Source organism: Amycolatopsis coloradensis (assembly GCF_037997115.1).
Classification (GTDB): Bacteria; Actinomycetota; Actinomycetes; order Mycobacteriales; family Pseudonocardiaceae; genus Amycolatopsis; species Amycolatopsis coloradensis_A.
Window position 1 is genome coordinate 4,444,810 of record NZ_CP150484.1, and the last position, 13,853, is coordinate 4,458,662.

General features: G+C 68.2%; 7 protein-coding genes and 1 pseudogene. 5 read left to right on the top strand and 3 right to left on the bottom strand.

Annotated elements, in window-relative coordinates:
• The first annotated feature begins 21 nt into the window (after positions 1–21).
• From LCL61_RS20875 to ligD, 5 genes are all read left to right on the top strand, one after another.
• On the top strand, positions 22–903 hold the full coding sequence (locus LCL61_RS20875; protein WP_340688639.1) for an aminoglycoside phosphotransferase family protein: 882 nt from the start codon (positions 22–24) through the stop codon (positions 901–903).
• Between the two features lie 40 nt (positions 904–943).
• Positions 944–1,471 carry a hypothetical protein gene (locus tag LCL61_RS20880; protein ID WP_340688389.1) on the top strand — a complete coding sequence of 176 codons (528 nt, stop codon included), beginning with the start codon at positions 944–946 and terminating at the stop codon, positions 1,469–1,471.
• A 451-nt stretch (positions 1,472–1,922) separates the two neighbouring features.
• Positions 1,923–5,135 carry a fibronectin type III domain-containing protein gene (locus tag LCL61_RS20885; RefSeq protein WP_340688390.1) on the top strand — a complete coding sequence of 1,071 codons (3,213 nt, stop codon included), beginning with the start codon at positions 1,923–1,925 and terminating at the stop codon, positions 5,133–5,135.
• 179 nt (positions 5,136–5,314) lie between these two features.
• Positions 5,315–7,738 (top strand): glucan 1,4-alpha-glucosidase, encoded by a 2,424-nt coding sequence (locus tag LCL61_RS20890; RefSeq protein ID WP_340688391.1) that lies wholly within the window; start codon positions 5,315–5,317, stop codon positions 7,736–7,738.
• Between the two features lie 1,129 nt (positions 7,739–8,867).
• Positions 8,868–10,946, top strand: coding sequence for a DNA ligase D (ligD, locus tag LCL61_RS20895; RefSeq protein WP_340688392.1), 2,079 nt, complete (start codon positions 8,868–8,870; stop codon positions 10,944–10,946).
• Between the two features lie 138 nt (positions 10,947–11,084).
• On the opposite strand, the pseudogene LCL61_RS20900 reads toward ligD, so the two are convergent.
• The 3 genes and pseudogenes from LCL61_RS20900 to LCL61_RS20910 all read right to left on the bottom strand — a co-directional run.
• Positions 11,085–11,699: pseudogene (locus LCL61_RS20900) on the bottom strand (GH92 family glycosyl hydrolase); the annotation flags it as partial.
• 55 nt (positions 11,700–11,754) lie between these two features.
• Positions 11,755–12,348: an SDR family oxidoreductase gene (locus LCL61_RS20905; RefSeq protein WP_425342018.1), complete on the bottom strand. Its 594-nt coding sequence runs from the start codon at positions 12,346–12,348 to the stop codon at positions 11,755–11,757.
• A gap of 168 nt (positions 12,349–12,516) precedes the next feature.
• Entirely contained in the window at positions 12,517–13,695 is a 1,179-nt protein-coding gene (locus LCL61_RS20910; protein ID WP_340688393.1) for a phospholipase D-like domain-containing protein, read from the bottom strand.
• Positions 13,696–13,853: the final 158 nt, after the last annotated feature.

Genomic DNA, 13,853 nt, shown 5'->3' on the forward strand with positions numbered 1-13,853 from the left:
AGTACGACGGATCTCGGTCCGATGCCGCGGCGGATCACCGTCGACGTGGCACAGGTGCGCAGTCTCGTCGGCGAGCAGTTCCCGGAGTGGGCCGGTCTTCCGGTCCGGCCGGTGGCCGAGTCCGGTTGGGACAACAGGACTTTCCGGCTCGGTGAGGGAATGGTGGCGCGGCTGCCGAGTGCCGCCGAATACGCCTTGGCGGTGGACAAGGAACAGCGGTGGCTTCCGGTGCTCGCTCCCCGGCTGCCGCTGCCCGTCCCGGTTGCGCTGGCGAAGGGAAAACCGGGCGCGGGCTACCCCTTCTCATGGTCCGTCCTTCGGTGGCTCGACGGCGAACCCGCGAGCGCGGACCGTATCCCGGACCCGGTCCGGTTCGCTCTCGACCTGTCCGGTTTCCTGGTCGCGTTGAGGAACGTCGATGCCGCGGACGGCCCTCAGCCGGGTAAGCACAACTGGTTCCGGGGCGCCACTCTGCGCACGTTCGACCCGCTGGTCGAGCGCGCGCTCACGGAGCTGGACGGCGAAGTCGACGTCGGCTCGGCCCGCGAGCTCTGGAAGTCGGCGCTGGACGTTCCCTGGGACGGCGTCGATCGGTGGTTCCACGGTGACGTCGCGCCGGGGAATCTTCTGCTCGACGGCGGGCGACTGACGGCCGTCATCGATTTCGGTACCTGTGGAGTCGGCGATCCGTCCTGCGATCTGGCCATCGCCTGGACGTTGCTGACGGCCGACGGCAGGGAGGCGTTCCGCGAGCGGCTTTCGGTCGGCAGCCCGGAATGGGAGCGTGGGCGTGGCTGGGCGCTGTGGAAGACCTTGGTCGCCTGCGCTCGGACGCGGGGCCGCGCCGACGGGGAAGCGGTGACCGCGCGTCGCGCTTTGGCCAAGATCCTGGCCATTCGCTGAAGGCCCGTTGCCCGTTGTCGATCCGTGGTTGGATCGGCGCATGTCTGCCATCGTCGTCGCCGTGATCGCGGCCGTCGCATCGGTCTCCGCGGCCGTGGTCGCCGGGATGTTCGCGCTGGCCGCCCGCCGTCTCGAAGCCCGGGTCCAGAGCGTCGACCAGGTTCGCGAACGGATCTCCGAGCAGAAGCGCGCGATGTGCGAGCCCGTCGTCGACATGCTCGACCGGATGTTCACCAGTGACGACCTGCCCACGGAAGAAGAGCTGAAGCACAAGCGGCGCTTCGACACCTGGGTGAACGTGTACGGCTCCGACGGTATCGTCCAGGCGTACTCGCGGCTCATGCAGGCACTCCCGGCCGGGGCGCCGGCCGACATCCAGTTCCGGCTCTACGCGGACTTCCTGATCGAGGTCCGCAAGGACATCGGTGATCCGGGTACCGCGGTCGACCGGATGCAGATCCTCGGGCCGCGGTCCGCGAACCTCTCCGACCGCCGGAGCCTGACCGATCCCGACGTCAACACGGTCTGCAAACGCCTCGGCTGGGTTCCGCCCTGGCGCGCCAAGTAGACCGACCCGATCGCGGTCATGTTGGCCAGTAACCACCATCGCCGAGGCGAGGTCGGCCGTTTTGGGGTCGTGGCTGACAGAATCGCGAACGGTGAATCGACCGCGTATGACAAAGACGAAGAATGGTCGCGCGGGCTCTGTGATTTTGCTTGCCTGGTGTGCCGCGCGGGTGTGTTAATTCCCTGTGGCATACCCGTGAATATGTGCACGCGCCCGCTGGGAAGAGCCCGCGAAAGCGGGCATTAATCGTTTGTCCGGTGGTTTCGGCGGGCGTGGTCCATGTGTTGGAGAGGTACCTGTGAAACACAGAAGACGTAGTCGAAGACTGGCCACTGGGGGCATCGCCGTCGTCAGCACGGCGGCCTTGGTGGCACTGGGACTCGCGATAGGGTCGGGCACCAGTGCCGCGGCTCCGGGTGAGCTCACGCAGAATTACTCGTGTCCGTTCCCGTTGATCGGAAATCAGAACGTCTCGGTCACCATCAAGACCACGCAGCCTTCGACGATCGCGACCGGGAAACTGACTCCCGCCATCGAGATCACCGCCGTGTCCAACGCGGGCAAGACGGCGACGGAAGGTCTTCGGCTCGTCGGTGCCGAGTCCATCAAGGGCACCGCGAAGGCGACTTCGACCGTGACGATGCCCGGCAGCCAGGGCACGATGACGGTGAAGGTCGACTCCGACGTGCCGAACCAGCCCATCCCGCCCGCGGGCAACGATCTCGTCGTCAACGCGACGGGCAGCGCGCCCGCGCTGAGGTTCGATCAGCCGGGCACCGCGTCGCTCGCGGTGACCGGCCTCCAGCTGGTGATGACCCCGCTGAAGGCCGACGGCACCCCGACCGGTCTCGGCACCTTCACTTCGGACTGCACACTGGCGGCCGGGGCCGAGACCGTCCTGCAGACCTACACGGTGACCGGCTCGCCGGTCACCCCGGAAGCCGTTGTCGGCACAGGGAACCACCCGCCGCTGCGGCAGGTCTACAGCTGCCCGTTCCCGTTGATCGGGAACCAGGACGTCACGGTCGACATCAACGCCACGCTGCCCGACACGATCCCGGTCGGCCAGTTCACGCCCAGGATCGACATCACGGCCGTCTCCAACGCGGGCAAGACCGCGACCGAAGGGCTCCGGCTCGTCGGCGCCGAGAAGATCAAGGGATCGGCGCTGGCCACCTCGCTGGTCTCCAGCCCGCAGGGACATCTCGCGGTCGGCGTGCCGACGGCCGTCCCGCTGCAGCCGATCCCACCGACGGGCAACGACCTGATCGTCAACGCGAGCGGTGCGGCGCCGTCGTTGCGGTTCGACAAGCCGGGGACGGCGACGCTTTCGGTGCACGATCTGGTGCTCACCATGACGCCGTTGACGGCTTCCGGCGCGGAGACCGGCCTCGGCACGTTCGTCGCGGACTGCACCCCGGCGAACGGCCAGGCCAACGTGCTGCACACCTTCACCGTCACCGCGGCCGCGGACACGACCCCGCCGTCGGCTCCCGGCGCGGTGACGGTCGGCGAAGTCACCCAGAACAGCGTCGCGTTGTCCTGGGGCGCCGCCACCGATGAGGTCGGCGTGACCGGCTACGACGTCTACGCGGGCACGAACCTCGTCAAGTCCGTGACCGGGACGTCGGCCACGATCGACGGTCTCATCCCGGACACGGAGTACTCGTTCACGGTCAAGGCGAAGGACGCGGCGGGCAACGTCTCGCCCGCCACCGCGCCTGCCACCGCCCGGACCGCGAAGGCCCCGGACACGCAGGCGCCGACCACACCCGCGAACGTGCACTCGACCGGATCCACCCAGACCAGCGTGACGCTGGCCTGGGACGCGTCGAGTGACAACGTCGGTGTCACGGGCTACGACGTCTTGAAGGGCACCGAGGTCGTCAAGTCGGTCACGGAACCGCAGGCCACGATCGAAGGTCTGACGGCAGACACCGAGTACACCTTCACCGTGGTAGCGAAGGACGCGGCGGGCAACACTTCGGCCGCCAGTGCCGCGGTCGCGGCGCGGACGCAGGCCGCGCCCGACACGCAGGCTCCCGGTGTGCCGGGCAACCTGCACTCGACCGGTACCTCGGCCTCCAGCGTCGGCCTGGCGTGGGACGCGTCGAGTGACAACGTCGGTGTCACCGGGTACGACGTGTACAACGGCGGCACCCTGGTGAAGTCGGTGACGGAAACCAACGCCACCGTCGACGGTCTCGCCGCCGACACCGAGTACACCTTCACCGTCGTCGCGAAGGACGCGGCGGGCAACAGGTCAGAGCCCAGCGCGGCGGTGACCGCCCGGACCGCCACGGTCCCCGACACCGAAGCGCCCAGCGTTCCGGCTGGTCTCGCCACGACAGACGTCACCCAGTCCAGTGTCGCGCTGTCCTGGAACGCGTCGAGCGACAACGTCGGTGTCACCGGCTATGACGTCTACAACGGCTCTACGCTGGTGAAGACGGTGACGGGGACTTCGGCCACTGTGGACGGTCTCGCGCCGGACACCGAGTATTCGTTCACCGTGGTCGCGAAGGACGCCGCGGGCAACGCTTCGGCGCCCAGTGCCGCCGCGACGGCGCGGACGCAGGCCGCGCCCGACACCCAGGCGCCCGTCGCACCGGGCAACCCGCGCTCCACCGGGTCCACGCAGACCAGCGTGAGCCTTGAGTGGAACGCGGCGACGGACAACGTCGGTGTCACCGGCTATGACGTCTACAACGGCTCTACGCTGGTGAAGACGGTGACGGGGACTTCGGCCACTGTGGACGGTCTCGCGCCGGACACGGAGTACTCGTTCACCGTGGTCGCGAAGGACGCGGCGGGCAACCTCTCGACTCCGAGCGCCGCCGTCACCGTCCGGACGCAGGCCGCGCCCGACGTGGTGGCTCCCAGCGTGCCGGGCAACCCGCGCTCCACGGGAACCACGCAGACCAGCGTGAGCCTCGAGTGGGATGCCGCGACGGACAACGTCGGTGTCACCGGGTACGACGTCTACAACGGCTCCGCGCTGGTGAAGTCGGTGACCGGCACCTCCGTGATCGTGGACGGTCTCACGGCCGACACGGAGTATTCGTTCACCGTCGTCGCCAAGGACGCCGCGGGGAACAAGTCGGCCGCCAGCACGCCGGTCACGGCGAAGACCCAGCCGAACACCTCCCCGGTCGTCAAGTACGGCTACGACCTGACCGGCAAGACGCAGCTGAAGAAGCTCGCGGGCCCGATCGACCTGCGCGGCGGCATCAACGCCGCGATCACGCTGGCGAACGGGACCTTCGACGCCGACCTGACGCTGAACCCGACGAGCGCGAACCTCACGCTCTGGGGTTTCGTCCCGGTCAAGGCGAAGATCGAGTTCGCTTCGGCGGATAAGACCACGGGAACCCTGGCCGACGGGGTGCTCAAGTCGACCTCGGCGGTGACGGTCAAGCTGCCGCGGATCAGCGTCTTCGGCTTCCCGGTCTCGGCGAGCCCGGCCTGCCAGACGAAGACACCCGCCCAGATCCCGCTCCAGTCGAAGGCCGGCTTCGACCCGCTGGCCGGTGGCAAGCTCACCGGCTCCTACACCCTGCCGCCGCTGCAGGGTTGTGGATTCCTCAACGACATCGTCAGCGGTGTCGCCTCCGGTCCCGGCAACACGGTGGAGGTGAACCTGAAGCCGCGTCCGGTCGGCTGATCCCACGAAAACCTTGATCCGGCCCCGTCGCATCTCGCGGCGGGGCCGGTTCCATGACCGGACCACCGGCGCGAGTGGTCCGGGTTACTCCGATCGGCCCTGCCGGTGAAGACGGTCAGCGAATAAGTTGCCGCTAACAACAAATCCTGCCGTCGATGAAGCCTGTGGGAAGGATCGACATGAAATCTCCGAAGCGGCGTCGCGCGATAGTCGCGCTGTTGACCGCGGCGGCGCTCCTGGCGTCCACGCCGGTGAGTGCCGCACCGCTGGCGGACGCGCCCGGCGCACCGGGTACCGGGGCGGCCTGGACGACCGGGGGCAAGGAGGGCTTCGGTACCGCCACCAACGCGGTGTCGAAGGTCTGGTTCACCCTCGGCCAGGGCATCAGTCACGAGATCTACTACCCGACCGTGGACGTCGCGAACGTCCAGGACCTGCAGTACGTGGTGTCCGACGGTGCCGGTTTCACGCAGCTGGAACGCGACCACACCACCAAACAGCTGGTGCTCACCGATCCGCGTTCCCTGAGCTACCGGCAGATCAACACCGCCACCAACGGCCGGTACCGGATCACCAAGACCCACACCGCCGATCCGGCCCGGTCCACCGTGCTGATCCAGACCAGGTTCGAGGTGCTCAGCGGGGGTCCGCTGCAGTTGTACGCGTTGTACAACCCGTCCCTGAACAACAGCGGGATGGGGGACACCGGCGCCACCACCGGCGGGCAGCTGGTCGCTTCGGACGGGCCGGTGTCCAGCGCCTTGGCCGCCTCCACCGGTTTCGTCAAGGCGACCAGCGGCTACAGCGGGACCGCGAGCGATGGCTACGTCGACCTGAGCGGTGATTACGTTCTCGGCGCACAGTACGACTCGGCCTCGACGCCCGGGAACCTGGTGCAGCTGGGGCAGATCCCCGTGGGGACCGACACCACCTTCACCCTCGCGATCGGGTTCGGAGGTGATCGCGGCGCCGCGTCGGCGAACGCGACGGCCTCGCTCGCGGGTGGTTTCGGGGCGGCGGACACCGCGTACCGATCCGGCTGGAGTGGCTATCTCTCCTCGCTGGCCGCAGTGCCGCGTTCGATCACCGGCGCCGGCTTGACCACGCAGTACAACGTGGCGCTGATGACCCTCAAGGCTCACGAGGACAAGACCTACGCGGGTGCGAACGTCGCCTCGCTCACCAATCCCTGGGGTGAGGCGAAAGACGCGAGCGGCACGGGGGACTGCGGGTACCACGCGGTCTGGTCCCGTGATCTCTACCAGGTCTCGACCGCGCAGATCGCGGCGGGCGACTCGGCGGCGGCCCACCGTTCGGTCGATTATCTGTTCACCGTCCAGCAGCGGCCGGACGGTTCGTTCCCGCAGAACACCCGGCTCGACGGCACGAATTGCTGGACCAGCCTGCAGATGGACGAGGTCGCCTTCCCGATCGTGCTCGCGTGGCAGCTGGGCCGGTCCGACGCGGGGATGTGGGCGAAGGTGAAGAAGTCCGCGGACTTCCTCGTCACGAACGGTCCCTCCACCCCGCAGGAACGCTGGGAGGAGAACGGCGGCTACTCGCCGTCCACCATCGCCGCGGAGATCGCCGGACTGATCTGCGCCGCCGACATCGCCGAACGCAACGGCGACACGACGGCGGCCGCCCGGTACCGCGAAACCGCGGACCGGTGGCAGGCGCAGGTCAGCGCCTGGACGTTCACCACGTCCGGTCCGCTCGGCGACGGCCGGTACTTCCACCGCATCGACGGCAATGGCAATCCCAACGACGGCCAGAACGTCTTCCTGCAGAACGGCGGGGGAAACCACGACGAACGCGCCATCATCGACGCGGGCTTCCTGGACCTCGTCCGCCTCGGCGTGAAACCGGCGGCCGATCCGGATGTCGCCGCTTCACTGTCCGAAGTGGACTCGACACTGAAGGTCGACACCCCGAACGGCCCGATGTGGTACCGCTACAACCACGACGGCTACGGCGAAACCGCTTCCGGTGGTCCGTACACCGGCGCCGGCGTCGGACGGCTGTGGCCGCTGCTCACCGGCGAACGCGGGGAATACGAGCTGGCCAACGGCCGCCCGGCGACGACGCATCTGGCGGCCATGGCCGCTTCGGCGAATCCCGGTTTCCTGATCCCGGAACAGGTCTGGGACCGGCAAAGCACCGGTGGCTTCACCTTCGGCGAAGGCACCGGCTCGGCGACGCCGCTGGCCTGGTCGATGGCGCAGTTCGTCCGGCTGGCGCATTCGATCGACGCGGGTGCCCCGGTCGAGACGCCGTCGGTGGTCAAGCAGCGATACAGCGCGGCGTGCTCGGCCGTTTCGGCGAAGTTTACGGTGAACGCCACGACTTCATGGGGCCAGAACATCTTCGTCGTCGGTGACCGGCCCGAACTCGGTGCGTGGAACCCGGCGAACGCCGTCCCGATGGCGTCGGCCGACTATCCCTTGTGGACGGCGAACGTCACGCTGCCGAAGGGAGCCGCCTTCCAGTACAAGTACATCCGGAAGGAGGGCGGCGCCGTCACGTGGGAATCGGGTGCCAACCGGGCGGGCACCGCTTCGGGCGGCTGCACGATGGCGTTGAACGACACCTGGCGGTCCTGAGTCCTCGTGAGTGGTAAGGACGGTACCGGCCGCTCTTACCACTCACGACTCGCGTGACTGGACGGACGACACGCGGGATCCCCGGCAAACTCTCCGGCACCTTTCACGCCGACGGCGACCGGCAGTTCTGGGCAGGGTCTCCAGCGCCCGGCGCAGCTGGTCCCGCTCGACCGAGGGATCCTTCAAGTCCTCGTGTGCCGTCATGATCTCTATTTCACCGCACCCCGTTGTGCGGCCTGCCACCGCGCTGATCGTCGGTGGGCGGACGCTCAATCCCGCCGAAGGAACTTTTTGGCCCTGAGCAAGGCAGGTTGGAGTACGCGCCGAGGGTCGAGTCGCTGTCGATGTGCCGAGAAGACGTTCGCGAGCTTCGCGCGTCGGGAGTCGACCTTCTGCCTCCGCTCAGGGGCGGGAGACGGAGTCGCCAGTTCTCCGGTGATCGATCCTGATTCCTTGGCGCCCTGGGCCGGTCGAGGGGGATCCTCGGCCGACGACGGCACGTGTCCCGCTGACTCCGCGACCGGCACGGGGCGTGGAGCGGGGGCAGGTTCCGGGGTGGCGCGGGTCATCGCGGGTCGACGGCGGGGCTGCTTGAGATTCTTCCGAGGCGGGACCGTCGATGGAGGGGGAGTGCGCTTGCCCCGTCCGCCGTCTGAGCGAGCGGCTCGCCGCGGCCTTCGCCGACCGCGGTCGAGCATGTCGGGGGTGATCGCCGGGTTCATGAGCGGGGTGTGCGCGGCATCGGCGTTCGGCACAGCGGGCTCGTTCGCCGCGGGATAGCGAGCGAACGCATCGCCGGCCGGAGGACTGGTTCGGTGCCGAAGCCGCAGAAGGCCATAGCCGCCGAGCAGTCCGAGAAGTCCGAGAAGTCCCCACCACGTCGTCATCGTCGTCCTCTTTTCCTGCGTGACCGGTCGAAAACGGGTGTCCCCTCTGCGAGCTTTCAATCGAGGAGGCCCCCGAACGTGCGGCATCGTTCACTCGTACCGGGCAGGAAAGCCAGGTTGTATTGGCGTGGTGCACGCTGAGCAAACGTTACGTCACACGGTCGTGACCTGCGTTTATCCGGCACTGTTAGGCCAAGCGGGCTACGGTCGAACCGCGGACGGCGGGGTGACGGGAGCTCGTGATGGCGCGGAGGGCGGTGCGGGGTCCGGCGGGGGGCGGTGTTCCGGGGTGGGTGAGCCCGATGCTGGCCGGCCCGGATGGTGGCCGGTTGCGGGAGGGGCCGGAGTGGGCTTACGAGTACAAGCTCGACGGTTACCGGGCTTGCATGAGGGTGGCCGCCGACGGGACGACGGTGTTGACCAGCCGCAACGAGGTCGACTTCACCGACGAGTTCGCGGACCTGGCCGGCGTCCTGACCGAGGCGCTGGACGGCCGGAGCGCGGTGCTGGACGGTGAGATCGTCGTCTACAACGACGCGGGGCAGATCGACTTCGGGCTACTGCAAGAACGGCGCGGCCGCTACCAGACTCATCGCAGCTCTGCTCGCCGTGATGAGCCGTTCGACGACGTCCCGGTCCGGTTTCTGGCGTTCGACCTGCTGCACCTTGGTGGCACCTCACTGCTGCGCGAGCCGTATGACGAGCGGCGGCGGCAGCTGACCCTGTTGCCGATGCCGGATCCGTACCGGGTGGAGGTGGTGCGAGGTTTCACCTTCACCGATCTGGTCGCCGATCGCCGGACCCCGCAGTACTTGCTCGAGCATGTGAAGGCCAGCGGTCATGAGGGTCTGGTCGCGAAGCTCCGCACCGCGGCGTACACCCCGGGACGTCGCGGCAACGCCTGGCTGAAGCACCCGCTGATCCAGACGACGGAGGTGATCGTCTGCGGCTACCGGCCCGGGCAGGGACGGCTGAACGGGGTGATGGGCGGACTGCTGCTGGGCGCTCACGACCCCGGCACCGGCGACCTGGTCTACGTCGGTGACGTCGGCACCGGTTTCACCGAGGCCGAACGGAGCCGCCTGCAGGCCCGGCTCGACATCCTCGAGCGGAAGCGGCACCCGTTCGCGGTGACACCACCCAGGGCCGACACCGCGCGGGCGCATTGGGTGAAACCGGAGCTGGTGGGCGAGGTGGTGTACCGGCAGTTCACCCGCGGCGCCGGCCGCCTGCGGCACACCGCGTGGCGCGGACTGCGAGACGACAAGGAGCCCGCCGAAGTCCTGGCACCGCAACGACGAGAGGCTGTCTCCGCCAAGGCTCGACCGGGGACATCCTCTCGAGACGCCGCGCGGCCGCGTGAGCAGGCACAAGGTGAACCGGTGATCGGGGACCAGCCCGCGGCCTCGCCGGTGGCCGGGGCCAAGATCGCCGTCCAGGCAGGCCGCAGGCGGCTCACTTTGTCCAATTTGGACAAGGTCTTGTATCCGGACGGGTTCACCAAGGGTGAGGTCATCAACTATTACTCCCGCATCGCCCCGGTCCTGTTGCCCCATCTGGCCGGGCGTCCGGTGACGTTCATCCGCTTCCCGGATGGTGTCGGCGGCGAGCAGTTCTTCGAGAAGAACGTTCCGCACGGTGCGCCCTCGTGGTTGCCCACCGTCCGGATCGCTCGCAGCGGGGCCCGCGGTTCGGGAGAGCCGATCACGTACGCCTTGTTGGACGAACTCGCGGCCGTGGTGTGGGCGGCGAACATGGCCGCGCTCGAACTCCACGTTCCCCAATGGACTGTCGATGGCGATGGGGTACGCCGCCCACCGGACCGGCTGGTGTTCGATCTCGATCCCGGGCCGGGAACCTCGATCGTGCACTGCTGCGGTGTCGCTGAACGCCTGCGCGACGCACTGACCGAGGACGGACTGACGCCACTGGCGAAGACCTCAGGCTCGAAAGGCATGCAGCTCTACTGCGCCATCACCACCGACGACTCCGCGGCACCGTCGGCGTATGCCAAGAAACTCGCGCAACGCCTGGTCCGGGAAACACCGGACCTGGTGACCGCGGTGATGGCCAAGGCCCAGCGGAGCGGGCGGGTGTTCATCGACTGGTCCCAGAACAACCCCGCCAAGACCACCGTGGCTCCGTACTCCCTGCGCGGCCGCGACCATCCGACCGTGTCCACCCCGATCACCTGGGACGAAATCCGCGCCTGTCGCCGCCCGGCACAACTGGTTTTCACCGCCGACGACGTCCTCGAACGCGTCGACGATCACGGAGACCTGCTCGCCGACCTGGACACCACGCGAGCGGCTCTGCCTTAGTGCGACCTGACGCCGTCAGCGGCGGGCGGCCGGAGTGCCCGCTGGTCCGGCAGGATTCCCGCGAACGCGTCAGACGGCGTGGGCCGGGCCGACTGAGCGGCCCGGGTTGTTCTCGGCCAGCTTCAGGGAGATCACGGCGCCCATGGACATCCCCGGGGACCAGAAATTGAAGCCGTGCGGGACCGCGGTCGCGGGGAAGTTGTTGCCGCGCGAGAACTTGTCGCTGGACTGTGTGCCGCGGGTGGTGCGCACGTGGTCGACCGGCTCGCGGATCCCGACCGCGCGTTCGGTGATCCGGACGTCGTCCACCCAGCCCGCGCTTTCGCCGCCCGGCGGCTCGCTGACCAGGACGATCCGGGCGATCCGCCGTCCGGCGAAGTCGCCCAGCCGGCGGCGCACGAGATTCCACTGGTCCACGTACAGCGTCTTGTCCAGCCCCTGCTCCGCGGCGCTGAACCCGGCCGATGTGCCGTCGGCGAACTCGACGTCCAGCGCCACGAAGGTGCCGCGGTAGTCGGTCCCCGCTTCGGGGAAGACCACATAGGACAGCTCGGTGTCGCCGGTGACCTCGACGTCCATTTCGAACACGGTCGCGCGCAGCGCGTTCTCGTAGCGGAGGGCGCGCGCGCCCGTGAAGCCGACGCCGGTCTTCGCGGTCGGCGACGAAGCCGGGCCGGTGCCGACGCGCAGGGCCGGATCGACCGGCTGCGGATCACCCGTTTCGAAGGAGGAGAAGAACCCGGTGATCGTCACCAGGCCACCGTAACTCGGACGCGTGAGCGCGGCTCGGCGTGCCGCATCCAGAGGACTAAACGCGTGAGGAAAGGAACTCCTCGAAGGTGCCGACGCCGGTCGCGTTCTCCGGCGTGAGGTTGCCGCCCGCCCGGAACGTCCGGGCCGCCTTGCCCGGCAACCACAGCGACACGATCGGGGCCGCCCATGTCCGGCACCCGCCCCGACGGCGCACCGGACACCAGTTCGACCAGCCGATCCGCGACGTCGGCGGTGCTGACCGGCTGGAACCGGAACCCCGACGGCATGAACTCTCCGAGGCCAGCTTCTCGTCGTAGTAGAAGGATCGGATCACGTCGATGCCGACGATCGAGATGTACACCAGATGCGGACTTCCCGCCCGCCGCGCCGCCTCGACCAGGTTCCGCGTCACCCGCTCGTCCCCGCGGCCCAGCGTCGAAGCGCAATGGATGATCGCCGAAACACCGTCGACCGCCCCGGCGAGGCCGTCACCGGTCTTCAGATCGCACCGCGCCCATTCGTTCGGCTCATCGGCGGGACGTGGTCGCCTGCTCATGATCCGGGCCGGCCGACCTTCGGCCACCAGCCGCCGCACCACCTCACGGCCGAGGTCGCCGCTACCGCCGGTCACCAGAATCGGGTTCGTCACCTTGATCTCCGTTCACGAGCGCTTCCACCCCTCAAGAACCGGCGGTGCGGGGCGCTTCCGCCTGGCCTCGTAGTGGTGGTCCCAGAGGTAGTGAAGGCCTCCTTGCCAACCCTCAGGGTAGGGAAGGAGGCCTTCACGGACCAGGCTTGGGGATCAACCGCGGCCGGATCAGTCGGTCGGCACCATCTTCCCGCAGTCCCCAGGCGACTTGATCTCCTCGTCGGCGGCCTGGGCCACCTGCTCGAAGTTCCGCACGAAGCTCCGGTAGATCCCGTCGTTGTCCGAGACCCGGATGACGTTCTCGTCGTTCTCGTGCAGGGACGGGTTGTTGAAGTTCTGGCTGCCGGTGAAGACGACCTTGGTGCCCGGCTTCAGGTAGTCACCCTCGATCATCATGTTCTTCTCGTGGATGCCTGCCTCGTTCCCCTTCTTGAAGCCACGCAGCCGCACGCGGTCCGGCTGCCCCTTCATCAGCGCTTCGCAGGAGCCCTTGGTCATCCGCAAGGCCACGATGTCCACGGAACAGCCGCGGGCGGCCAGGATCCGCAGCCGTTCGATGATCTTCATCCGGGTGAGTGACCACACCCCGATGCGGATCTTGGACTTCTCCGCCGAACAGCCGACCTCCTTCAGGGTGTTCTCGACGGTGTCGTTCCCGGCGTCCTTGAGCCTGGGATAGAAGTAGCTCTTGGTGTTGCCGGTGATCACGGGAGGGTTGGCTTCGTAGTAGCCGGGGTTCGCCGTGCCCCCGTCCGCGACCTTGCGCAGGTCGGCGAAGTAGTCGTTGTACCTGGCGAACAGGCCTGCGTTCCCGACATCGGTGTAGTAGCTGTTCCAGCCGCCCATGCCGCCCGTCGTGTTCTCGCTGAGATTCGCCGATCCGGTCGCGACCACCGACGGCGCGTCCAGCGTCCGGTCGAACAGGAAGAACTTGTTGTGCATCGCGTTCCCACCGTTGCACCCCCGGTCGGTCTTGCAGCTCTTCGCCCATGAGTTCTTGTCGCCGGTCTTCTCGAGCCGGTTCTTCAGGTCCTGGTAGTTCGGATGGTCCGTCGCCCGTCCGTCGACCAGGACCTGGACATGCACCCCGCGCTCCGCGGCGTCCGCGAGCGCCTCCGTGATCGGCTTGTCCCGCAAGAGGAACTGCGCGGTCTTGATGGTCGAGTTCTCGGGTGCGCCACGGATCAGCCGTTCGAGGTGTTCGACGATCTGGCCGCCGCCAGGTGTGTTGAAATCCGCGCGTGTGGTCAGCTGCGACGGCGCGGCGGCGGCCGGGAGTCCGGTCGCCGCCACCAGTAGCGCGGCTGCCAGTGCTCCTCGAAGCGCGGTCGTCCTGTGCGGTTTCATACCGATTCCCTCCCCATTGCCGGATCTGCTGGCGGGTCCACGCTCCCCAGCGCGGGCCACTGGGGCAAGCGAAACCGCCCGGGATGGGACGCTGGGACGAAACTCCGCCGCTGACCTGCGGTGACGCCGGGCCGGGAGACGTGATTTCGCGAATTCGC